Annotated in this window: 22 protein-coding genes; all 22 read right to left on the bottom strand. The window is 51.9% G+C overall.

The features are described 5' to 3' along the window. Window positions 1-5 precede the first annotated feature (5 nt). Window positions 6-1,268 carry a polysaccharide pyruvyl transferase CsaB gene (gene csaB / locus NST44_RS07585; RefSeq protein WP_340898662.1) on the bottom strand — a complete coding sequence of 421 codons (1,263 nt, stop codon included), beginning with the start codon at window positions 1,266-1,268 and terminating at the stop codon, window positions 6-8. Further along, window positions 1,241-3,262, bottom strand: a complete 2,022-nt coding sequence (locus NST44_RS07580; RefSeq protein WP_144868384.1) for a DUF5693 family protein — start codon at window positions 3,260-3,262, stop codon at window positions 1,241-1,243. Before NST44_RS07580 ends, csaB begins: the two co-directional genes overlap by 28 nt. 138 nt (window positions 3,263-3,400) lie before the next feature. Next, window positions 3,401-5,119 (bottom strand): phospho-sugar mutase, encoded by a 1,719-nt coding sequence (locus tag NST44_RS07575; RefSeq protein ID WP_028405635.1) that lies wholly within the window; start codon window positions 5,117-5,119, stop codon window positions 3,401-3,403. 130 nt (window positions 5,120-5,249) lie between these two features. Continuing rightward, on the bottom strand, window positions 5,250-5,681 hold the full coding sequence (gene fabZ, locus NST44_RS07570) for a 3-hydroxyacyl-ACP dehydratase FabZ (RefSeq protein WP_007133270.1): 432 nt from the start codon (window positions 5,679-5,681) through the stop codon (window positions 5,250-5,252). 414 nt (window positions 5,682-6,095) lie between these two features. Continuing rightward, the gene (locus NST44_RS07565) at window positions 6,096-6,344 is read right to left on the bottom strand and encodes a DNA-directed RNA polymerase subunit beta (protein ID WP_007133271.1); all 249 of its coding nucleotides are present in this window, start codon (window positions 6,342-6,344) and stop codon (window positions 6,096-6,098) included. A 9-nt stretch (window positions 6,345-6,353) separates the two neighbouring features. Beyond that, window positions 6,354-7,175 (bottom strand): flagellar hook-basal body protein, encoded by an 822-nt coding sequence (locus NST44_RS07560; RefSeq protein WP_007133272.1) that lies wholly within the window; start codon window positions 7,173-7,175, stop codon window positions 6,354-6,356. Window positions 7,176-7,248: 73 nt separating this feature from the next. Then, on the bottom strand, window positions 7,249-8,130 hold the full coding sequence (locus tag NST44_RS07555) for a flagellar hook-basal body protein (RefSeq protein ID WP_007133273.1): 882 nt from the start codon (window positions 8,128-8,130) through the stop codon (window positions 7,249-7,251). Between the two features lie 324 nt (window positions 8,131-8,454). Beyond that, on the bottom strand, window positions 8,455-9,453 hold the full coding sequence (locus NST44_RS07550) for a rod shape-determining protein (protein WP_028405638.1): 999 nt from the start codon (window positions 9,451-9,453) through the stop codon (window positions 8,455-8,457). 195 nt (window positions 9,454-9,648) lie between these two features. Then, window positions 9,649-9,933 carry a sporulation transcriptional regulator SpoIIID gene (spoIIID, locus tag NST44_RS07545; RefSeq protein WP_007133275.1) on the bottom strand — a complete coding sequence of 95 codons (285 nt, stop codon included), beginning with the start codon at window positions 9,931-9,933 and terminating at the stop codon, window positions 9,649-9,651. Between the two features lie 429 nt (window positions 9,934-10,362). Next, the gene (locus NST44_RS07540; RefSeq protein WP_028405639.1) at window positions 10,363-11,100 is read right to left on the bottom strand and encodes a M23 family metallopeptidase; all 738 of its coding nucleotides are present in this window, start codon (window positions 11,098-11,100) and stop codon (window positions 10,363-10,365) included. A 205-nt stretch (window positions 11,101-11,305) separates the two neighbouring features. Further along, window positions 11,306-12,385, bottom strand: coding sequence for a stage II sporulation protein D (gene spoIID / locus NST44_RS07535; protein ID WP_340898651.1), 1,080 nt, complete (start codon window positions 12,383-12,385; stop codon window positions 11,306-11,308). 1,204 nt (window positions 12,386-13,589) lie between these two features. After that, window positions 13,590-14,936 carry a UDP-N-acetylglucosamine 1-carboxyvinyltransferase gene (gene murA / locus NST44_RS07530; protein ID WP_028405641.1) on the bottom strand — a complete coding sequence of 449 codons (1,347 nt, stop codon included), beginning with the start codon at window positions 14,934-14,936 and terminating at the stop codon, window positions 13,590-13,592. Window positions 14,937-15,424: 488 nt separating this feature from the next. Next, window positions 15,425-15,682, bottom strand: a complete 258-nt coding sequence (locus NST44_RS07525) for a DUF1146 family protein (RefSeq protein ID WP_007128772.1) — start codon at window positions 15,680-15,682, stop codon at window positions 15,425-15,427. A 615-nt stretch (window positions 15,683-16,297) separates the two neighbouring features. Continuing rightward, window positions 16,298-16,579, bottom strand: a complete 282-nt coding sequence (locus NST44_RS07520; RefSeq protein WP_007128773.1) for a hypothetical protein — start codon at window positions 16,577-16,579, stop codon at window positions 16,298-16,300. Window positions 16,580-16,808: 229 nt separating this feature from the next. Continuing rightward, entirely contained in the window at window positions 16,809-17,213 is a 405-nt protein-coding gene (locus NST44_RS07515) for a F0F1 ATP synthase subunit epsilon (protein WP_007128774.1), read from the bottom strand. A gap of 96 nt (window positions 17,214-17,309) precedes the next feature. Beyond that, window positions 17,310-18,710, bottom strand: coding sequence for a F0F1 ATP synthase subunit beta (atpD, locus tag NST44_RS07510; RefSeq protein WP_007128775.1), 1,401 nt, complete (start codon window positions 18,708-18,710; stop codon window positions 17,310-17,312). Between the two features lie 95 nt (window positions 18,711-18,805). Then, window positions 18,806-19,666 (bottom strand): ATP synthase F1 subunit gamma, encoded by an 861-nt coding sequence (gene atpG, locus NST44_RS07505; protein ID WP_007128776.1) that lies wholly within the window; start codon window positions 19,664-19,666, stop codon window positions 18,806-18,808. A gap of 496 nt (window positions 19,667-20,162) precedes the next feature. Beyond that, complete coding sequence (atpA, locus tag NST44_RS07500; protein WP_007128777.1) at window positions 20,163-21,677, bottom strand: F0F1 ATP synthase subunit alpha; 1,515 nt, start codon at window positions 21,675-21,677, stop codon at window positions 20,163-20,165. Between the two features lie 18 nt (window positions 21,678-21,695). Beyond that, window positions 21,696-22,241: a F0F1 ATP synthase subunit delta gene (locus tag NST44_RS07495; RefSeq protein WP_007128778.1), complete on the bottom strand. Its 546-nt coding sequence runs from the start codon at window positions 22,239-22,241 to the stop codon at window positions 21,696-21,698. Beyond that, the gene (gene atpF / locus NST44_RS07490; RefSeq protein WP_007128779.1) at window positions 22,238-22,726 is read right to left on the bottom strand and encodes a F0F1 ATP synthase subunit B; all 489 of its coding nucleotides are present in this window, start codon (window positions 22,724-22,726) and stop codon (window positions 22,238-22,240) included. Before atpF ends, NST44_RS07495 begins: the two co-directional genes overlap by 4 nt. A 95-nt stretch (window positions 22,727-22,821) precedes the next feature. Next, the gene (gene atpE, locus NST44_RS07485) at window positions 22,822-23,034 is read right to left on the bottom strand and encodes a F0F1 ATP synthase subunit C (RefSeq protein WP_007128780.1); all 213 of its coding nucleotides are present in this window, start codon (window positions 23,032-23,034) and stop codon (window positions 22,822-22,824) included. 102 nt (window positions 23,035-23,136) lie between these two features. Then, window positions 23,137-23,898: a F0F1 ATP synthase subunit A gene (atpB, locus tag NST44_RS07480; RefSeq protein WP_007128781.1), complete on the bottom strand. Its 762-nt coding sequence runs from the start codon at window positions 23,896-23,898 to the stop codon at window positions 23,137-23,139. Between the last annotated feature and the right edge of the window lie 24 nt (window positions 23,899-23,922).

Genomic DNA, 23,922 nt, shown 5'->3' with positions numbered 1-23,922 from the left:
TCTAATCATCCTCTGTGGCGTAAATATTCGACGATGCGGCGGGCCGGCAGAGCAGCCTCCCGCTTCAGCTCAGCGATGGGTGCTTCATGCTCCGTCACCCATGCTTGCCCGCCGTCAAGCAGCTTCACAATCTCGCTCTTCAACCTGTCCGGATCCAGAGCCTCGCTGCTTCCGACAGGTTCGCAGCCCAGCCGCTTCAAGAAATGGTCAATCTTCGGATCATAGGAGATGCCGAGCAGCGGCACACGCCGATTCGCCGCATAGATCAAGCTGTGGAGGCGCATACCGAGCACCACATCGCATCGGCTGACCTCCCTCAGCATATCCTGGGGCTGCTGCTCCTCTACATAGTAGCTGATCTCGGAGCCGTTCGACCTAACATCGCCGATCAGCTCGGCTATATACCGGGAGGCTTCCAGATCATCCGGCTTGTGGAACGGAAGGAAGCGGAGATGCACTCTTCGGCTTGCTGCCAATTCCTTCAGCCCATCCGCGATGCTCTGAAGCTCCTTGAGCTCAGGGTGCCAACGGCGAACCGAAATTCCAATCGTCGGAAGATGGCCGTCACCCTGATCAATCTGACCAGCGGATGCTCCTGCACCGGACGCCGACGGATGAGCCTCGAGCGGAGCAGCTTGTCCTTCATCCGCTGCGATCCGTCGTTCACCTTGAGTATCTTCCAGAGCCGCTCCATCCAGAACTCCATGGCTATGCTCCTGCTTGTCATCGGGGAGCGGAAGGCCCATGACCGGATCGGGAACAACCTGAATCGCATCTGCCGAAATTCCCATCGTCTGAAGGAGCTCGCCCGATTGGGTATCGCGAACAGAGATATACGAACATTTTCGGAACACCGAGCGGATCATTGGATGGAAAAGCTTTCGGTTTACCGGTCCGACGCCCTGTGCGTAAATAAACGTCGGCTTGCCCAGCCACTGGGCAATCTTCAAAATGCCAAGGTAATATGGAATCGTCTTCGGACTGGTCGCATCCTGCAGAAGGCTGCCTCCCCCGCTGATCAAACCATCGCTCTCCTTGATCGCTTGCCTGACCTCGCCCAGCCTCATCCGATGCACGGATTTCACGCCGTACATCGCCTCCGTCCATTCCGGATCGATTGAAAGGACGACCGGGTTGATGTTCACGCCGGCAGCCTGACCTTCCTGCTCGAGCGCGGTCAAAATCGACTTAAGCACGGCCTCGTCGCCGCTGTTTTTAAATCCGTAATATCCGGAAATGACTATCGTCTTAGAAGTAGTGGTGACCATCGTTTCCAGATCCTTTCTAATATCTGCCACGCCGCAATCGCAATCAAACCGATGATCAGGCCGAGTCCAAGGCCGAGCACCACGCGAATCGCCGAAATATAGATTGGCGTATGAATATGCGTAAACGTTCCGACCATCGACAACTGCCCCATGACGCCAATAATAAGCAGGTAGACCGCATGGCGGTATTTAAAGGATAGGAAGACGCCAAGCACCATCATGGGATGGGCCAGCAAAAATTCCTTGTTCCGCGGACGAACCCCAAAGGTGTTCTCCAGGAACGAGCGGAAGGCCATCTCGATCGGAGAAACAGCGCCTGCGTTGCCGGTCCGGCTTAAGTAGTACATGCCGACGATTCCAACGATGCCGGCCGCGATCACCCATGTGAGCGTAATCGGTGCCTTAAGCAGCTTCTGAATCGAGCTGTACGTAGATCCGCCCCGGTACAACACGACATAAACGGCAATCAAGGCGATCGGTGCCGCCGCCAGAAGGCTTACGCCGCGGAACTGATCCAGTACGAGCATATAGGTCACATTGTTCAGCAGCGCAACCACGACCGGAACTGCAGCGAGCGATATGATCGTTGTTTTCACCAGCAAAACAATGGAATGCGACACTCTTCGGCCTGCGCTCATGTCCGGAATGATCTTCTGCGTATCGTTGACCTTCCGAATGGCCAGTATGACGGCAACGGTCGGCGCACTGATGGCGGCAAACAAAGCGAGTGCCTGCTCGAGCAAGGTAGGCTTGAGGACGTACAGACCTGCGCTGCCAACCAAGCCAAGCAAGAAAGCCGGTACCGTCAGGAATGGGATGTAATACGAAATCATCAGCGTGATCAAGGCGATTGCGCCTATAACCGCTCCAAGCTTGAAGTAACGCTGCATGGAGGAGTCGGTGACTTTAAACGGCTCTGCAAGCCCCATCGTAAATCCGTTGTCTTCCATCTTCTGAATCGCTTGTCCCGTACCCGTCAATGCGTCGATCAGATTATCCAACGGATGGGTGATCGATGCTTTGGTCATGTCCCGGCTCGGCTCGGCATTCAAATAAAACATGCGGATATTCCGGTCCTTTGATGCGAGCGCAAACCGGTCCCCGATGGTTTCCGGGTCAAGATTAGCATCCCGCTCACTGAGGGAATAAATACGGGTGACGTTATAATCCGTCATATAAGCAAGCTGGGTAAATCCTTTTTGCGGACGCTTAATGTTTTCGATAGCCACAAGGCCGATATTGTACTGATTCAGGAGTTTACCGAAGGCGTTCAAACTCTTCTTATCGGCATTATCATTGAAGCCCTTGGCTGCATCACCTTCAAACAAAATCCGCTTGACGCCGATATCGGAGAAATACGCCATCAGCTGCTCGACGTAAGCCTCGTCATACGGCAGACTGTCGGATAGACGCGGCACTATGGTAAAGCCCTTGTCCCGCAGCATCGCAATCGTTATCGGATCCGGCGTCATCGGTTTAATGACGGCATTGGAACGAGGCGTTTCAAGAACAAGACCGTCCACAGCCTTTTCATAGTTCCATGCTCTCACCGGAATCCCCAGTCTCGAATAGGTCTCCTCAATGATTGGCTTAATCAGAACTGCGCTTTCCTCGCTATTAAACGCAATATACGTAAAGTTCTCATTCGGCGAAATCGTCGTTCCGGTTAAATCCGCTGCTTGCTGCGCGTCATAGACGGTAATTCGGCGGGATTTCACCAGCTCGTCGAGCGTGCTCTCGTAGAGCGCCATGCTCATAACGCCATTTTCCTTCAAGCGATCCAGCTGCTCGGATATGAAATCCTCCGGCTTGGCTTGGTATACCGACACATCCAATAAATCACGGTAATCAAATACCAGTTCTACATTCTTGGATGTTGATTCTGTCTGCAGCCGGTCATAGCCCACCGGCAGAGACGCTGCAACGCCCAGAACAACCAGAATCCACAGCCACTTCCGGGCTGCCGTGTTCCAGCGTTTCCATTTCTGAACCACGAAAGTACCTCCTCATTGAACCTACAGGGTTAGCGATGCGAAAAGCGATGCCTACAGTCTATCGGCATACGCTGCAACTCGCTTCGCTGTTAGCCTAAGTTTGTCCATCTCTAAATTCGTTTCTATTCCTTCAATCCGTCAGGCATCGACGCGAGCCATTACACGCTCAACCAGCTGTTGAATTTTCTCCTGCGCATCTGCAATGGAAGCTCCGCGAACGGCGAAATATACCTTAATCTTCGGCTCGGTGCCCGATGGTCTCAAGCAGAACCAGGAGCCGTCCTCGAGCAGATACTTCAGTACATTTTCTTTCGGCAAGCCGTCGAGACCGTTCGCGTAATCAAGCACCTGCTCGACCCGTATGCCGCCGATTTCCTGCGGAGGATCGTTGCGCCAATCTGACATTTTTGCCGCGATTTGCGCTACGCCATCCTTCCCTTTCAAGGTTCGGGACTCGAGCCTTTCCAGGAAATAACCGAACTGCTCGTACAGCTCCTGGAGTACATCATACAAGGTCTTTCCTTGTCCTTTATAGTAAGCGGCCGCTTCGCAAATCAGCATGGAAGCCAGCACCGCATCTTTATCGCGGGCATAATTGCCTGCGAGGTAGCCGTAGCTTTCCTCATAGCCGAACAAGAAGGTGTGGCTGCCGGACTGCTCAAACTGAGTCATTTTCTCGCCGATATACTTAAAGCCCGTCAACGTATTCAGCACTGCTGCTCCGTAATGCTCGGCAATGGCCGCGCCCATTTCGCTGGTTACAATCGTCTTGATAACCGCTCCATTGTTCGGCAGCTTGCCCGCATCCTTCAGCTGGCTCATCAGATAATGAATCATGATCGCACCGGACTGATTGCCGGTCAGCACGACATATTCTCCCTGACGGTTCTTAACGACGGCCCCCATGCGGTCGGCATCGGGATCGGTACCGATCAGAATATCAGCGCCCACTTCCTCGCCAAGCTTCATGGCCAGCGTAAACGCCTCGCGCTCTTCCGGGTTCGGAGACTTCACCGTGGAGAAATCGGCATCCGGCTGCTGCTGCTCCGGCACCACATAAATATGCTTGAATCCGATCGTTTCGAGGACGCGCTTAACCGGCTCATGACCCGTGCCATGCAGCGGGGTAAACACGATTTTGAAATCATCGGCAAGCCGGGATGCAATCGCCTCCCGATTCACGGAAACAGCGGCAACCGTATCGATAAAGGCTTGATCTTCAGCTTCGCCAAGCCATACTAGCAGACCCTGCGCTTCCGCTTCCTCCCTCGAAAGCTTCTTCACGGCGGCAAAGGAATCCACCTGCTGGATCAGGGCGATGACCTTCTCCGCTTCATGCGGCACCAACTGGCCTCCCTCCTGATTGTATACCTTGTAGCCGTTATACTCCGGAGGATTATGGCTGGCCGTGATTACAACTCCCGCCGAGGCACCCAGATGGCGGACGCTGAACGATAATTGCGGCGTGGAGCGCAAAGACGGATACAGCTTGGCTACAATGCCATTACCGGCAAGCACCAGAGCGGCCTCAAGCGCAAACTCCGGCGAGAAATGCCTCGAATCATGAGCGATGACCACCGAAGGCTTCCCTTCCTTTTGACCATGGGTATCGAGAATATATTGGGCGAAGCCTTGCGTAGCCCGTCCTACGGTATATTTATTCATCCGATTGCTGCCGGCGCCGATCACGCCGCGAAGTCCGCCTGTACCGAACTCCAGATCGCGGTAGAACCGCTCCTCCAGCTCACGGGTATCATTCTCCAGTGCACGAAGCTCCCGTTTTGTCTCCTCATCGACATAAGGGTCGTTTAACCAGCGCTGAACCGTATCCTTCGTTCTCTGACTCATCTCTGACATGAAAAAAGTCTCCCTTCAAGCAAGAATTGTCTGCAAGAGGCTGTTCAAAAAGCCGTCTTTTGATCACACGGGAGTGAATATGAAGACGTAATACTGATAAAACCGACTTTTTGAACTCGCACTGCATGGGCTATTCCTTGTCCGCAAGCGCGAACATAATTTCCCCCTCGGCAACCACGCGTCCGTCGACCGTTGCTGTCGCTTTTCCTTTTCCGATCATGCCCTTCAGGCGAATGATTTCAACTTCCAATCGGAGCGTATCCCCCGGCACGACTTGACCGCGGAACCGGAAGCCGTCGATCCCTGCCAGAAATCCCAGCTTTCCGCGGTTGCTCTCCACATTGAGAATAGCGACCGCACCGACTTGTGCCAAGGCCTCCACAATAAGCACGCCCGGCATCACGGCATATTCGGGAAAATGGCCGACAAAGAACGGCTCGTTGATCGTTACGTTTTTGATACCGACCGCGCGCTTGCCGTCCTCGATCTCCACAATTTTATCAACAAGCAGAAACGGGGGGCGATGCGGAATAATCTCTTGAATCTGTTTAATATTCAACATTCTTCAAAATCCTCCTTATGTACGTACCCGCCAAGCACAGCATTTGAAAACGCGGGCCTCGAACTGACGGCTGTCTTTCGTGCTATGCTCTTGCCAGCGAGCATTAGGGTAACCTTCATTGTTCATCTCTAAGTTGAGCTTTTCTTTTCAAGTATGCATAAAAAAACGGGCATGCGGAAAAAATGATGATATCCTTCACCACTGCAGAAGTGAAGGTTTCACATAAGGGGCTTTTTTCGCAGGACAGCTTTGTCGTTGCGGAGAAGGCCCTTTTTACGCATATGTGATTTCCTCATCAAAGAACCGATGTGCAAGTCCCATCCCATTATACCGTTTTACCCTAAAAAAAGAAAACTCCCGGATTGGGAGTTTCAGCTTATATTAACACATTATTTCCATCACGTACTGCACCGGCTAAGGTGCGAAAATCAGGTCAAAAACATGCCTCCAAGTGTCCCATTTAAACACTTCGCTAAGCTCCTGCTTGCCCAGCACGACATAACCGAACGTCATGCCGCCAAACAATGCCAATATGAGCAAAATCGGGATCATGATCCGTACGGCAATTTTCCACCCGGAAGTTTTGGAGCGCGGCTTCGCTGCTTCCTTACTCTTGGATTCCGCCTTGGTTTCACGTTTCGCCCCGCTTTTCGGTTCGCTCATGATGCCCACCTACCCTCGCATAGTGTTGGCAAGGTTCATCATAGTGTCGCTCGAGCTGAGTGCCCGCGAAGCCAGCTGATAAGCCCGCTGAACTTCCATCATTTTGGTCATTTCCTCCGTCAGGTTGACGTTGGATTGCTCTACATAGCCGGACAGGACCTTGGATTTTGCCGGATCAACCGGATTTCGCGGCGTCAGGTCGAACACATCCCCTTCGGCGAGCCCGTTGCCGAGCACGAACTGATTATCCCCTACGGATACAAGCCCCTCCGGACGATTCAGCTCGACCAGTTTCAATGTAGCCCCAGGTCTCCGACCAGCAGGCGTATCCAGGATGATCTGCCCGTTCTCATCGACCGCAACCTTGCCATTAGCCGGCAGCGAAATCGGACGATTATTAACGTCCAGCACCGGATAGCCCTGGGAATTCACCAGCAGCACATTCTCGGCGTTGTTCGGATCCGGCGAAACATCAAAAGCGCCTTCCCGGGTATAGACGATCGTTCCGCCTGCCTGAACGGCAAACATGGCTTGTCCCTCAATCATTAGATCGAGCGGGTTGCCGGTTTCCCGCGGAGCCCCTTGATCCATATTCATCCCGAGGGAGGATAACCTCATCCCGTAGCCAAGCGTATAGCCTAGCGGCGTTGCGCGCCCGGGCCGGTCAAAATCCTGATGATGCCGCTGCACCTGAGTCAGGACATCCTCAAAGGACGCCTCTCGCTTCTTATATCCGACTGTATTCACGTTCGCCACATTGTCTGCAATTACATCCAGCCGCTGCTGGAGCGCATTCATCGAGACCATGGCACTAATCATGGAGTTGTTCATTCCTTACCTCCTGTAGGCTTACCTAATCCTAAAACGAAATCTGCCGTCAGACCAGTTGGAGCTGCAGCCCATACTAGACTCGGCCAATCTCATTTACGGCCTTCTCCAGCGTCTTATCGTAATATTGCACGATCCGCTGATTCGTTTCATACGCCCGCAGCGCAGCATTCAATTCCACCATCGATTGCGTCGGATCCACATTGGAACCCTCGATGAAGCCTTGGCGGATCTCTCCGTTATCCGCAGCCGTCATGAAACGAACCTCGCCGTCAGGATCGGCCATGCGAAACACGCCGTTTCCTTCCCGGATCAGGCCATGAGGCTCGCTTACAATGCTAATGCCGAGGTAGGTGCCTGTCCCATTGCCGTCCGCGTCTATGATTTGCCCTTGCTCATCCACTGTAAAGTTACGGGCCGAGCCTGTCAATACAATCGGAGTGTTATTGTTATCCAGCACTTGATAACCGGCCTCGCTCAGCAGGCTGCCATCCGGGTCAACACGGAAGCTCCCGTTACGGGTATAACGGATATCCCCATTCTCGTTCCGAACGGTGAAAAAGCCTTCCGGCCGGTAAATAACGTCCCCATTCTCGTCCACATATCGACCCGAGGCGTCGAATTCATAATTCTCCCCCGTGGCCGGATTCTGGACGTTGAAGGATGATACCAGCGCAAAATCCGTGCTTTTCCCGGTCTCGCGTAGCGCTCCCTCGGTATATAAGGAGATGCTCTCCTCCGCATAGACACCGGTGTTGAACTTGCCGAGCTTCCGGTTCGAATTGGAGGGATCGTTTCCGCCGATCATGGAGACGAGCACTTCCGGGAATGAGCGCTGTACGCTATTGACCGCCTTATAACCGGTCGTGTTCAGGTTCGCAATGTTTTGGGTCACGGTATTGTGGCGCTGCTCCTGGGTCATCATCCCTGAAGCTGCGGTATAAAGTCCTCTTAACAATGAAGACACTTCCTTCCATATTAACGAATGTTAAGAACCCGGATGTCCAGCCATGGAGTTGGCTTATTCTTCGCTGCTTGTACACCGGTCCTTATCCAGATCCAGTCATCCTATCATCAATATAGATGAACAAACGAATTGGATATCGGGCAAGCACGTAAAATGTTCCTACAATCGCTGTTGCTTCCGGATTTCTTGTTCTTATCAATTCAACAAGGTAGAAATCCGGTCACAAAGGCGACCACTACCGTTTCTTCGGAATCATCATTTTTCTCCCTTGCCTGTATCTCATTCTTTAGTACATCCTATATTTATATCGGAAGGTTAGAATTTTTTCTTAACGACCTTGTCCAAATTATCCAGCATAATGCCCGTTCCCTTAACCACACAGTGCATCGGATCCTCCGCAACGAGAACCGGTACCCGGAGCTCCTCCGTAAGCAGCTCGTCCAATCCGTGAAGCAGTGCGCCCCCGCCTGTCAAAATGACGCCGCGGTCGATAATGTCAGCCGACAGCTCCGGCGGTGTGCGTTCCAATACGGACTTGGCGGCCAGCACGATCGAGGATACCGGATCCCATAGCGCCTCCTGTACCTCTTCGGAGGATACCGTTACGGTTAACGGGAGTCCCGATACCATATCCCGCCCCCGGATGTCCATTTCCGCTTGCCGTCCCCCCGGACGAACGGTGCCGATCGCAACCTTGAGATCTTCCGCCGTACGTTCACCGATCAATAATTTATATTTATGCTTAATGTACTTCGTGATCGCTTCGTCGAACTTGTCCCCCGCGACTTTAATCGAAGAAGCGGTGACAACATCGCCCATGGACAGGACGGCCACATCTGTCGTGCCGCCCCCAATGTCCACAACCATGTTACCGCTAGGCTGAAAAATATCCATGCCAGCGCCGATGGCCGCTGCCTTCGGCTCTTCTTCCAGGAACACATCTCTGGCGCCGCTGCGCTCAGCCGCTTCCCGAATCGCCTTCTGCTCCACCGACGTAATATTCGTCGGCGCGCAGATCAGGATACGGGGCCGGCTGTGCCAGCTGCGCGCCCCCACGCGATCAATAAAATACTTCAGCATCATTTCCGTTATGTCGAAGTCGGCGATGACCCCGTCCCTCAGCGGGCGGATCGCCGTAATGTTGCCGGGAGTGCGTCCGACCATACGCCGAGCTTCCTCACCGACCGCAAGGACCCTCTTCATGTCGGTCTCAATCGTGACTACGGAAGGTTCGTCTAACACTACCCCCTTCCCCTTAACGTGAATTAGCACGTTTGCCGTCCCTAGATCGATTCCTATATCCTTGCTCAACATCATGAAAAGCCCCCAAAGTGTTATTTTATGGTAAAGAGTCCTCATTCACTGCCCCGATATTCAATCGACAATTTCCAGCAATCCATGATAATTTACGGCAAGGCAGGTCCCATGATTCGATCCTATACCAGCATTTAACATATCATACTTTAGGGGAGGGATTCAACGTCATTCTAGCGACCTAAGCACTATTTCTCAGGATTTTGCCGTGGCCACCGGTTCACGATTGCTGCCGGATTTTTTGTACTTGATCTTCGTGGCTTCCCCGCCTCTTAGATGGCGGATGGATTTGTGGTATTCGAGAATGTGCTTCACCTGATCCGCCAGATCCGGGTTAATTTCCGGCAGACGTTCGGTTAAGTCCTTATGCACCGTGCTTTTGGACACGCCAAATTCTTTGGCTATAGTTCGAACCGTATGCCTCGTTTCCACGATACAGCGTCCGATTTTAATGGTCCGCTCTTTGATGTAATCGTGCACGCTCCCGCCTCCCTACTGTGTGGATAGTTTGGTACATTATATGAGGGGCATGACGGGATATTCGCGGTTTCACGGGCTGACAAGCTTAAGCAGACCCATTTATTTTCTGGACATGCCGGGACGAGGCCGGACCAAAAGCACGAAAACGCAAGGCGCAGCAAGGGTTGGACTTGCCTTCACAGCACGCTAGGAGGGGCAGCCGGATCCCCCGTTATGTTTCACCGGATATCCACGGCCCCATATGCTTTTCCTTCGGGACTTATTCGTAAAAAATCAACCGATCCTACAGGGTATGAAGGCGAATCTTTGTCCATCAGCTGCTGCTGCCTTTCAATATGTCTTGGTTCATTTCAAGCAGATAAAAAAAGGACAGGATCTGGATCCTGTCCGGTGTCGAGCGCGGTGGGCGCCGTTAGCATAATATTCAAATTATTTTTGCGGGAGCAGCTTCTCCGGGTTCACCAGCTTATCGCCTTCATACACCTCGAAGTGCAGATGATTACCGAGGTCCTTCTCAAGCTCATTGCGGCCGGCGGTAGCAATCGCATCGCCCTGCTTCACTTCAGCACCCTCGGAAACCTTCACCTCATTCAAGCTCTGGTACACGGTTCTCGTGTCACCCGATGTAACTTCCACCACGTTGCCGTTCAGCGGATGATTCTCCACGCGTGTCACTTTACCGGAAAGCGCGGCTCTGACTTCAAACGCTTGATCGTCGGCGGTTGCCAGATCAATCCCCAGGTTCGGGCTGAAGGTATCGTTATATTGCACCATCGCCTCTTGATGCGTTTCCGGGGACTCCTCATCAAAGTAAGGCTTAACCACACTTACCGCAACGTCATCCGCTACAGGCCAAATCATCGATTGCGCATTCGCGGTCACTTCAACAGCTTCTCCGTCTTTGCCTTCCGCAGCCGGCGTCTCCGAACCTACTACCGATCCAGATACCGTACTGTTTTCCTCTTGTGGCTTCAGCGTTTTTTGGCTGGCGTCCTGGTAGACCCACACGAGGGTTAGTATAATTGCCGCTGCTGCTAAGTATGCTGCCGGGAACACCCACCGTTTGGATAATGCTTTCTTCCACGAAGACGACGTTGCCGACGAATCTCCCTGCACAGTTTTAGGAGCTTCTTCGTGGGGTTTAGTATTTTTGTTTTGTTCATTCATTTGCAATCACCTCAGTAACCTATTGTTACCGGGGGTAAATCTTTTATACGTTATCTCACTATTATTTTTTTAAGAGGTTGTTCAAAAAGTCGTCCTTTGATCACGAAGTGAATCAAGAAGTAACTCGGCATCGAATCTTGAATTCAGCCGGGCCTTCCGGTGCTCACGTACCTAAAACGTACGCTCTGCTCCTCAGTCCCTGGCTTCATTCAACCTTCTCGGTGCTGAAAATCCGACTTTTTGAACTCTCTTTTAAAGACAGAAGATTGGAAGTTTGGTCAAACGAAATATCCGTATAGTAGTGCTTCAGGATGTCCTGGGCCTTGTAGCCTTCCCGGGCCATCCCTTCGGCCCCGTACTGGCTCATGCCAACCCCATGCCCGTTGCCGTAGGTCGTAATCTCGATTTTCCCGTCTATCATCTTAAAGCTGAATTGGCTGGATTTCAGCCCAAGCTTCTCTCTCACTTCACGCCCCGTAAACGTCTTGCCTCCAACCTTCAGTCTCTCGATCCGATGACCTTCCGTATATGAAAGAATCTTCACGATCGGCGAACCGCTCCCCTGCCCGCCTGCCGATACCGGAACTGCGCCATCCGTAAGCCCTAGCTTGTCTATGAACTCCGCTCGGGACATTGTTACGGTCGTTTTATACTTTGGTGAAATCTTGACATCCCACGGGCTCTCCACGCTTCGCAGATAGGGAATCTCATTCTTCCAATAATCCTCTGAATTTTCCGTAAAGCCGTTGCTTGTCGAGAAAAAAGAAGCCGTAATCGGCTCTCCTTGGTAGGTCATGACCATTCCCCTCGTCTCGTCCACGGCCCGTTTGAGCTTCGCCAGCTCCGCTTCCTTCCCTGCTTGCTTCCATTCCTTCTCCAGCTGATCTTGAGACAGATAGGCCTGGTGGCTAATCGTATCCGTCACCACGGCCTTGGGGTCCGGTACACCGCTGCGGTCGCCGGACAACAGCCGCTGCACGATATAGGTCCGTGCAGCGATTGCCTGTGCCTTAAGTGCCTCCGGCTGGAATTCCGCCGGCATTTCGGCGGCGAGTACGCCGACCAGGTAGGTTTCCAGCGGGAGCTCCTCCACGGTGTCCGTCCGCGTTAGATAGACGGACACCGTGGGCTCCTCCGCCGCCTGCGGCTCGGCGGAAGGTACGGGCGCCGGGCCCGGCGGGAGCGGCTCTGGCTGGCCGTTGCCTGGGGCAACGACCAGCAGCGGCAGCGCAAGCGCCAGGGCCAGCAGCCCGGCTATGGCCCAGACGGCAGGGTGCACGCGCACCCGCCGTCTTCCGGCCGCCGGGCGGCGCCGCGCGGCAAAGCCGCGGCGCCACAGCCCCCGGGGCCGCGCACGGAACGTGCGGCCCCCGCGGGGGCGCGGCCGTCCGCCGCCGCAGTGCGCGGCGGCCCGGCCGCGGGCTGCGGGCCATGCGGCATGGCCGCCGGCCCGCCGGGGCCCGGCGCAGCGCCGTGCGGTGCGCGTGCGCCAGCGGGGCTGCCGGGCGGCGGCGTCTGCGCCGCCCGAAGGGGCCGGCCGGACTTGCCGGAGGCGTCCGGCCCGCCGGGGCCGCGGTGCCCGCGCGGCCCCTGTGCCGGCTCGTATTGTTCCTCTTCGAGCCGGCCGGGCGAAGGGCGGCCCCCCTGGGCCTGCGGCTCAGGGGCTGCCGGGAACGCCCACTTCAATACCGGTGCGGCCGCGCCTTCCGTGAATTCACGATGCGCCTGAACATCATCCTCATTCGCTTGCACCGCCGGACCCAAAATTTGTTCCTTATCTGAAAGATGGACATTCATCCGATACTTGGAATCTTTCATTTGCGTTTCCCTCCTGACATCACTCTTCCAGCACTTTCGTTTCTACCTTTCGTACGCTCTACTTTATCTGTATGAAGCGAAGGGAATTGCTAGAACTGTTCTGAGAGAAAAGAAAGGGATTCAAATGGGGAGTAAACTGTCGGTATGAGAAACGGGGAGAGATCCTCTATCTGAGATCACATTCTTGTACGGGGCCATCAATAAATAAGAACAACCAATGTCGTATAAGAAGCTCCATCCCTACTTGTGAGCCCCATTATTGACGCTGCTTGAAAAATTAGATGGCATAGGCCTCCAGTACGCTTGCTTCAGTTATCTTTTTTATTACTAAAACATAACGCCTTACCAGTGATGAGAGTTCTTGCTGGATCGACGGAGAATACGAAAGCTCGCTGGACATAACAATTCTCCTAGAACTTCAGTATCGTTTCCGCTAGACCCACGCGATTCCGGATTAATCGAGCATAAGCTCCGATCCATAAACCATCCGGAAAGAAAGATCCCTGCGCGTTTCCCTGCAGCTGCGATCACTGCCTGGCCAAGTGCCTTTGCCGATTTGCGCATTTTTTGATATATAAACGACAAATGGCCTTGCCCTCAGGCAAAGCCATTTGCTACTCCGTATTAAATTCATGAATCTTGAATTAGAGAGTCTTCAAAAAACGAGGTCATTAAGCCCAGGTAGGCTGAACATTAAACAGTTTGCTGTCTTCCGCGTCGTCCGCAGGCTTCTTCGAAGCCTTCTCGGTGCCCGGCTCCTCCGTGGAAATTCTCCAAATGTCTGCGCCAAGACCCGACAGCTTCTCGGCTAAATTGACATAGCCGCGGTCGATATGCTGAACTCCGCCAACCTCCGTCGTGCCTTCCGATACCAAACCGGCCAGGATCAGAGCAGCTCCCGCACGCAAATCGGTAGCGGTCACTTTGGCTCCCTTCAGCTTGGCTCCACCGGTAACGATGGCAGAACGTCCCTCAACCTTGATTTCCGCATTCATCAGTTGGAACTCATCCACATGCATAAAGCGGTTCTCAAATACGGTTTCCGTCACGACACTTGTACCTTCCGACACCAACAGAAGCGCCATCATCTGAGACTGCATATCCGTCGGGAAGCCAGGATAAGGCAGCGTTTTAACGTCTACCGATTTCAGCGGTTTGTCCGCAATAACGCGAATGCCGTTCTCATCCGGCAGGATCGTAACGCCCATCTCCTCCATTTTGGAGATCACTGGCCCCAAATGATCCGCAATTGCACCCTCGACGTACACATCGCCCCCGGTAATCGCGGCGGCAGCCATAAATGTGCCTGCCTCAATCCGATCCGGTATGACATGATGCTTCACGCCGTGCAGCTGCTCGACTCCCTCGATCCGGATAATCCCTGTTCCGGCACCGCGAACTTTAGCGCCCATGGCATTCAAGTAATTCGCCAAATCGACAATTTCCGGCTCTTTCGCCGCATTTTCGATAACCGTGACACCTTCAGCCAAGGTTGCGGCCATCATAATATTTTCCGTTGCGCCTACGCTTGCGACGTCCAGATATATCTTCGCGCCGCGAAGCTTACCATTGCTCTTTGCTTCGATATATCCTTGTCCGAGGCTGATCTCAGCCCCGAGTGCTTCAAATCCTTTTAAATGCTGATCGATCGGTCTTGTGCCAATCGCGCAGCCCCCCGGAAGAGAAATCCGGGTTTGTCCGCAGCGTGCAAGCAAAGGTCCCATGACCAAAAAAGACGCCCGCATCTTCCGCACCCACTCATAAGGTGCTTCACATGTCGTTATGTGCTCTGCATTCACACGAATGACTTCATCCTGATATGTAATGCCTGCACCAAGCGACTCCAATACTTTACTGATTGTAATTACATCGTCAAGAGGAGGAGCGTCAATAATAACACTTTCCCCAACTTCCCCTAGTAGAGAGGCAGCGATGATCGGAAGAACTGAATTTTTTGCTCCGCTGACTTTGACGCTTCCGGTCAGTCTTTTGCCACCGCGGACGATAAATTTGCTCATCATGGTTTCCCTCCGCGTCCATAATATTCCTCAAGCATAGTTGTAGTGCATTTCCTTGCTAATTCCCTAAATTTCATCTTATCATTGTTATTTTCCGCTAAACAAGCGATCTTTGAACTATTTATGACATCTGATACGGCGTTTAGTCCAGGAACTGAAAAACTCATGATGCACTTCCATGACGCATCTGTTATCCACAGTATGGACCTATCGAAAGGTACCACGACTGACATGCAATTGTCAATGTGTAACCATTACCGGGAGAACAAGATAGTCCGGAAGTCATATCGTCCGCCCGATCGAATCCTTAACCTCAGTGTTCACATAATAAAATGTGTTTATTCGACATCTTCTTCAAGCAACCTAACAGAGATATAACCATTCGCACAATCATTCAAACAGGGGAGATATTTACAAATACCTAACCTTATGTACGGTTCAAAATTTCTTTCCCTAAGCTTGATGATGATACGCGGCTCACTCTTGCTTTAAAGCATATATCGGATCATTTGACTCCATGTAATATAGTCAATTAGAAATTCAGCAACAAAACGTCCTAATACGATGGCTAGCAGCAGATGCAGAAGCTTCCCCTGCGGTCCCTTCGGATGTCGGACGACCAAATCCAGTTTCAGATGTTGTAACGCCCACCATGCCAACGCAATACAAGCCAGGGAAACGATAATGGACATTAGTCCGTTAACCCCTACAGCACCGGAAATTGAATTGGATAAATCCTGATTCATGTTCCCTCCTCCATTCTTCAATTATCTGCCCATAAGGCTCGACTATTCTATAATACTTTGCCCGGACTGAAGAATCCAGCACTTTCTATCCGACATTTCCTCGGAAATAATAAAGATTGTCGACAAGATGATCAAATGTTCGGTCCAACGCAATTAGCAGAAGTCTAATCCCGGTATTGGCGTTTCTATTATGAACATTCATATTATGCGTATTTCCTCACAATTTAGCCTGTAACATTAACTATTCGCTTAGAATATACCATTGTTTGATCTTTTGATCATGGAACTATAATCCTTTTCTGATTAATTCGATTTCCAAATACTAGTAAAAATTGTTTTAAGTTTTTCCTATACAACAGTAATTATCCGTCACAAAAGATGCCGTATGCTTAAGCTCCCATTGCAGCATTCCCTCAAATTGCCTGTAGCTCCTGGAAGTGTTTTGCTCTCCCATGCCTGCAGTTCATCTTCTCCTATGCGTTCTATTGAATCTGTCTTAAGCTCTTTTTTTATGAAAAAAGCCTTGTTTTGATTCTTTGGTCACATGATTTCATCTATGAAAAAGAACCTCATTTCGAGGTTCCCATTGAAATTTCGGCTATTTATTTCTTTCAATTATACTGCCGTGGCAATATGAATCGTTCCGAAAGCAGGCACTGTTCCCGTCAGAAGCGCGGCCACCAACAAGTTGTCGACTGTGAGACTAAGACTGTTAAATCCAGGAATAACATAAGTGGTTACCGGTTCATTGACGCGGGTTAGGACGAGCCCCACCGCTCCTTCAGAAAAGTTGTTGACGATTATGGTGGCAGGATCGCCTCCTGTCAGGTTCTCGTAATAGGATTTACCGACTTGCGGCGCCAAATCAAATATTTGTTCCGGAAGCAATATAGCCATTGGAGTTACCTCCTCTCCTATTGGATGCTACAGTTTATGCTACGAATCTAGCAAAAGTTATGGATATTTGGTGCCTTATACCGGCATATTTTCATAGATTCATAATTTCCCCCTATCCGTTGGCTGATATTGTAGCTTGGGTCTAATCGTTCTGCAGCTTCTCCGTTTTTCGCGCAAAATAAAAAAGACAGCCCGCCGCAATAGCATTGCAGCCAAGCTGTCTGTACGATTAACCTTGGGTTACCTTAATCCGGTTCATCGCTCTTTGCAGAGCGAGCTCTGCACGGCGATGGTCGATTTCGTCCTGTCTTCCTTTCGCGTTCAAGCGGGCTTGCGCGCGCTCTTTCGCGGCTTCTGCACGCTCCCGATCGATTTCGTTCGCTCGCTCGGCGCTTTCAGCCAGGATGACAACCTTATCTTTGCGGACTTCGACGAACCCGCCTTGTACCGCAAACGGGGTGCGTTCATTACCGATCTTCACATAGACAGGAGCTATCTGAAGAGGCGTCACGAAAGGAATATGCCCAGGCAAAATGCCCAGCTCCCCTTCCACCCCGCGCACCGTAACACTGTTCACTTGCTCGGAATAAACGACGCGGTCCGGTGTTACGATTTCCAACAAAAAGGTGCTCACTTCCATCCCTCCTCACCGTTATCCGCGAATCACTCGCATACCAGGCTGCATGGCTGCAGCCCGATATGGTCAGATACACCCGCGAAGGTGTCCGGCTTACAGTGTTTTCGCTTTTTCAACTGCCTCTTCAATCGTGCCTACGAACAGGAAGGCAGCTTCAGGAAGGTGATCGTGCTTGCCTTCCAGAATTTCTTTGAAGCTGCGAATCGTTTCTTTAACCGGCACGTATTTACCCGGCATGCCGTTGAACTGCTCCGCAACGTGGAATGGCTGGGACAGGAAGCGCTGAACGCGACGTGCACGAGCAACGATCGCCTTGTCTTCCTCGCTCAGCTCATCCATACCGAGGATGGCAATGATATCTTGAAGCTCGTTGTAGCGGGCAAGAATTTGCTTAACGCCTTGAGCGACATTGTAATGCTCTTCGCCTACGACTTCCGGAGTCAGAATCCGGGAGCTGGAAGCGAGCGGATCTACCGCTGGATAGATACCCATCTCGGAGATCTTACGCTCCAGGTTTGTCGTAGCATCCAAGTGAGCAAACGTTGTTGCAGGAGCCGGGTCCGTGTAGTCATCCGCAGGTACGTAAATCGCCTGGATGGACGTTACCGATCCTTTTTTCGTTGATGTGATCCGCTCTTGCAGACGTCCCATTTCGGTTGCCAGCGTTGGCTGGTAACCTACCGCGGATGGCATCCGTCCAAGGAGGGCGGATACTTCGGAACCCGCTTGCGTGAAGCGGAAGATGTTATCGATAAACAGAAGCACGTCCTTACCTTCTTGATCACGGAAATATTCCGCCATCGTCAGACCGGTCAAGGCTACGCGAAGACGAGCGCCCGGCGGCTCGTTCATCTGTCCGAATACCATGGCAGTTTTGCTGATAACGCCGGAATCGCTCATTTCATGATACAGGTCGTTACCTTCACGGGTACGTTCACCAACACCTGCGAATACGGAGATACCGCCGTGCTCCTGCGCGATGTTGTTGATCAGTTCCTGGATGGCAACCGTTTTACCTACACCCGCACCACCGAACAGACCGATTTTACCACCCTTTTGGTATGGAGCCAGCAGGTCGATAACTTTAATACCGGTTTCCAGCATCTCCGCTTGCGTCGAAAGCTCGTCGTAAGCAGGAGCTTCGCGGTGGATTGGATTGTTAACTTCGGAAACAACGTCTCCCGCATTGTCGATTGGCTCGCCAAGTACGTTAAATACACGGCCAAGCGTTGGGGCACCAACAGGTACCGTGATCGGAGCACCCAGGTCGACTGCTTCGATTCCGCGTACCAGTCCGTCTGTGGAGGACATTGCGATACAACGTACCAGATTGTCGCCCAGATGGTTAGCTACTTCCAGAGTCAGGTTTATAGAACGGCCGCCTTCCAATGCGCCTTCAATTTTGATGGCGTTAAAGATCTCGGGAAGATGACCGCGTTCGAATTCAATGTCAACAACAGCGCCTTGAATGCTGACAACGCGTCCTTTTTTCATTGTTTGATTTTCCCTCCTACACACTCACTATGGCAAGTGCTCTTCTTAAACCGCATATTTCATGATCGATAGATTCCGATAAAATATCAATGATATTACTGCTGCGCGTTTGCACCAGCGACAATCTCCGAGATTTCCTGCGTAATCGCTGCCTGGCGGGCACGGTTGTACGTCAGGGTAAGCTCCGAGATCAGCTTGCTTGCATTCTTCGTAGCCGCACCCATTGCCGTCATTTTCGCGCCAAGCTCACTTGCTTTGGCATTTAACATCGCGCTGAAAATGAGGGTTTCGGCGTATTTCGGAAGAAGCACTTCAAGCACGCGCTCCGGTGAAGGCTCGTATTCATAGCTCGCTACCGAGACGCCGCCGCCGATGTTCTCCATCGGGAGAAGCTGATCGACCTGCGGATCCTGCGTCAACGCATTAACGAAGCGGTTATAGCATACGAACAGCTCATCGATCTTGCCGTTCTCGTATTGGCCGACAGCCGCATTCGCAATCGCCTTGATATCGCCGAAGGTCGGGCTGTCCGACAATTCGGTCAGCTCTTCCACAACCGGCATTTCTCTGCGGCGGAAGTAGTCGCGACCTTTGCGTCCGATGACGAAAATGCAGTATTCGTCCTTGGATTGGTGACGTTCCGCAATGAAATTAGACACTTTACGCAAAATGTTGGAGTTCGACGCACCGGCAAGACCGCGGTCGGACGTAATAACGAGGTAACCGGTCTTCTTCACCTCGCGTTTCTCCAGCATCGGGTGGCTGATTCCTTGGGTGCCGGCGGCAATGCTGCCAACCACTTCTTTCAGCTTATCCGAGTATGGAAGTGCAGCGGTTGCTTTCTCCTGGGCTCTTCTGAGCTTGGCGGCGGCAACCATCTCCATCGCTTTGGTGATCTGCTTCGTGTTTTGGATACTCTTGATTTGCCGTTTAATATCACGTAATCCTCTTGCCATGATTTCACCACCTTAAAGCTTTGGCGAAGCCAAAGCTAACTTCGAAAGCATAAGCTTAACTTTGGCAGAGCCAAAGTTACTTCGTAAGCATAAACCTAGCTTTGGCGAAGCCAAAGCTAACTTCGTAAGCGTAAACTTAACTTTGGCTGAAACCAAAGTTGCTTGTTAATCCAGCTCGCTTTGGCTTTAGCCAAAGTTACATTCCATATGATGAAAGAGGATACCGGACATTGCCGCCCGGTTCCCCTCCTTATGCCGTCGTCTTTTGATCACGAAGTGAATCAAGAAGTAACTCGGCATCGAATCTTGAATTCAGCCGGGCCTAGGTAGCTGCTTCCGAAGCATGTTTCCTTCGGAAACATTTTAGGTGCTCACGTACCCAAAACGTACGCTCCGCTCCTGACGTCCCTATCTTCATCCAACCTAAAGCGTTTTGAAAAAACGCACTTCGGAAGGATAAGCCGCGGCGCTGAAAATCCGACTTTTTGAACTCGCTTTAAACCGAAGCGGCAAAGCCCTTCTTGAATTGATCGATGGCTGCTTTCAGCGCGTTCTCGTTGTCTGCTGTCAGGTCTTTCGTATCCGTAATGGACTTCAGGATTTCCGGCTTGTTGCTCTCGATAAACGCCAGGAATTCCTTCTCGAAACGGCGGACATCCGCTACTTCGATGTCATCCAGATATCCTTTAACAGCGGTGTACAGGCTGACAACCTGCTGCTCAACGGACAGCGGCTGGTTGACGCCCTGCTTCAGGATTTCCATCAGCTTGGAACCGCGGTTCAGACGAGCGAGCGTCGATTTGTCCAGATCGGATCCGAACTGGGAGAACGCTTGAAGCTCACGGTATTGGGCAAGGTCGAGTTTCATACCGCCCGCAACCTTCTTCATCGCTTTAATTTGTGCGGAGCTACCAACCCGGGATACGGAGATACCTACGTTGATCGCCGGACGCTGACCCGCATAGAACAGGTCGGACTCCAGGAAGATCTGTCCGTCGGTGATCGAAATCACGTTAGTTGGGATATATGCGGATACGTCGGAAGCCTGCGTCTCGATGAACGGCAGTGCGGTCAAAGAACCGCCTCCGAGCTCGTCGTTCAGCTTCGCAGCGCGCTCCAGCAAGCGGGAGTGCAGATAGAATACGTCACCCGGATACGCTTCGCGGCCCGGAGGACGACGGAGAAGCAAGGACAGCTCACGATAAGCTGCTGCTTGTTTCGACAAGTCATCATAGATGATAAGGGCATGCTCGCCTTTGAACATGAAATATTCGCCCATCGCGCAGCCCGCATAAGGAGCGATATACTGCAGCGGAGCAGGCTCGGATGCGGAAGCGGTCACGATAATCGTGTATTCCAGCGCGCCGTGGCGGCGGAGCGTTTCCACAACCTGTGCAACGGTCGATTGCTTTTGACCGATCGCAACGTAAATACATTTAACGCCGCTGCCTTTTTGGTTCAGGATCGTATCGATCGCAACGGTTGTTTTACCTGTTTGACGGTCACCGATGATCAGCTCGCGCTGTCCGCGGCCGATCGGTACCATCGCGTCAATCGCTTTAATACCGGTTTGAAGCGGTTCATGTACCGATTTCCGGTCGATAACGCCCGGCGCGTTGCTTTCTACCGGACGGAACGCTGCAGCTTCAATCGGTCCTTTGCCGTCAAGCGGCTGGCCGAGCGGGTTTACAACGCGTCCAAGCAGCGCTTCACCGACAGGAACCTCCATGATCCGTCCTGTACGCTTAACCTGATCGCCTTCCTTGATCTCGGAGTAAGGTCCAAGGATAACGACACCGACGTTGCTCTCCTCGAGGTTGAGTGCAAGACCGGATACGCCGTTTTGGAACTCGAGCAGCTCCCCGGACATTGCATTCTCCAGGCCATATACGCGAGCAATACCGTCACTAACTTGAATAACCGTACCTACTTCGGAGACCGTGATATCGGATTTGTATTCTTCGATTTGACTTTTAATTAAAGTACTAATTTCTTCAGGTCTGATACTCAACGTTTTCACCCCTATCTACTATGCTCGTCTATTAAAAGACTTTTCGAGACGCTCCAGCTTGCCGGCAAGGCTTCCGTCATACAGCTTGTCGCCGATCACGACTTTCAAGCCGCCGAGCAGGCTTTCGTCTACCACATTGGTCACCCGGATATTCTGCTGAGCCAGCTGTCCGAATTCCGTGGCTACTTGTTCTTTTTCCTGATCGCTAAGCGGGTAGGTAGAATAGACTGTGGCATCCGCCATTCCCAGGCTGGCACCCTGAATCTTCACGTAACTGTTCAGAAGCTCGGCAAACATTTCCGTACGCCCTCTTTCAAGAAGCAGCTCGATGGTATTCAGCACAGGCTGCGAAACCTTTCCTGCTAACGCCCTTTTCAAAACGTCCATTTTTACGGACAGCGGAATATTCGGCGTGGAGATGAACTTCTGAATGTCCGCGTCTCCTTCGATCGCCGATACGACGGCGCGCAATTCCGCTTCCACTTCCAGACCCTTCTGCTGCTGAGCCGCCACGTCGAACAGCGCCCGCGCATACCGCTTGGCTGCTACTGTATTTTGGCTCATGGTCTGCCTCCTACCTCTTTAAGGTATTGGTCAACCAGTTCTTCCTGTGCTTTATCATTCTTAACTTCCCGTTCAATCAGCTTGGATGCAATCTTGACGGAAACGCTGCCCAGCTCGCTGCGGAGCTCTTCGACTGCCTTCTTCTTCTCGTTCTCGATATCCCGGACCGCTTCGGATTTGAGACGAACCGCCTCTTCCTTGGCTTGCTCCAGAATTTGCTCAGCCTGCTTGTTGCTCGTTTGTCTGGAACGCTCGATAATATCGTGAGCGTCTTGACGCGCTTGCTCCAGTGCCTTCTTCTGCTCTTCTACGTAAGCAGCCGCCTGCTGGCGGGTCTGTGCCGCTTCGTTCATCTGGCTCATAACCAGCTCACGACGCTGCTCCATGATGCCGAACAATTTGCTGAACGCAAATTTTTGAAGCAAAAAATAAAGAACAATAAACGAAATGATCGTGATTACGATATTTTCCCATAGAATGTTCATTGAGGTCACTCCTTTCCATCAACACGAAGTGCGGTGCCTAACAAAACGAAGGCGCGGATGGCATCGGCCCTCCCCGCCAAACCGTTGTATTGTTATTAAGAAAACATGATCAAGAACGCGATTACGGTAGCCGCCAAAGGAATAACCTCGACGATACCAACACCGATAAACATCGTCGTTTGCAATTGACCGCGTGCTTCCGGCTGACGAGCGATAGACTCAACTGTTCTGCTTACGATCATACCGTTACCCAAACCTGCGCCAAGAGCGCCAAGACCTACTGCAATAGCTGCTGCCAAAAATTCCATTGTTAAATATCCTCCTTAAAATTGGTTCATAATAGAGTGGTAGTGCTATAAATATATCTCTTTCGAAAAACACCGCTGTCACGGCGGATTCGTCCGAGTGAATCAATGCTCTTCATGAATCGTTGTTTGCGAAATGTACACCATGGTTAAGATTGTAAAGATAAACGCTTGCAGTGCTCCGATGAAGATACTGAAGCCTTGCCATGCAGCCATGAACGGAATACCGAAGAAGCCGGTTTTCAGAATGACCGTGATCAGAACTTCCCCTGCGAAAATGTTCGCATATAGCCGGATCGCCAGAGCGATTGGCTTCGCCAGGTTCTCAATGATGTTAAGCGGCAGGAAGATCGGGAATGGTTCGATATAGTGCTTCAGGTAATGCTTGCGGTTCAGCTTCAGGCCCAGGTAGTTCATGAGCACAAATACGACAAGCGCCAGCCCCGCAGTAACGGAAATGTCCGCTGTTGGTGATTTCCACCACAAGACGTGAGCGTAGTGTCCCGGCTCGAGACCAACCGTAGCCTCAATTGTCTTACCGAAGACTTTGAAATCTGCCGGCAAGTCGGTGATAACCGAGAACGGCAAGCCGAGCAGGTTCGCTACGAAGATGAATAGAATCAGAGTCAGGCCCAGCGATATGTACGCCTTCCCCTTCTTCAGATCCATAGCGCTTGCTACGACACCCTGCACAAATTCCACTACCCATTCCATGAAGTTCTGCAGTTTGGAAGGGTTTTCGACAGATAGATTCCGAACAGCCAGACGCACAAGCACAAAGACAATGATCCCTGTAACCAGCAGCATCATGACAGCGGATAGATCCAGACGGAATCCACCTAAATCAATAATCGGTGATTCATGCATAGAATTATTTTCACCCCTTTCCAA

This window comes from Paenibacillus sp. FSL W8-0919, assembly GCF_038003785.1.
In the GTDB taxonomy this organism is placed as follows: domain Bacteria; phylum Bacillota; class Bacilli; order Paenibacillales; family Paenibacillaceae; genus Paenibacillus_AQ; species Paenibacillus_AQ lactis.
The sequence above is the reverse complement of the archived record's forward strand: the minus strand, read 5'-3'. Positions and strand labels throughout refer to the sequence as shown.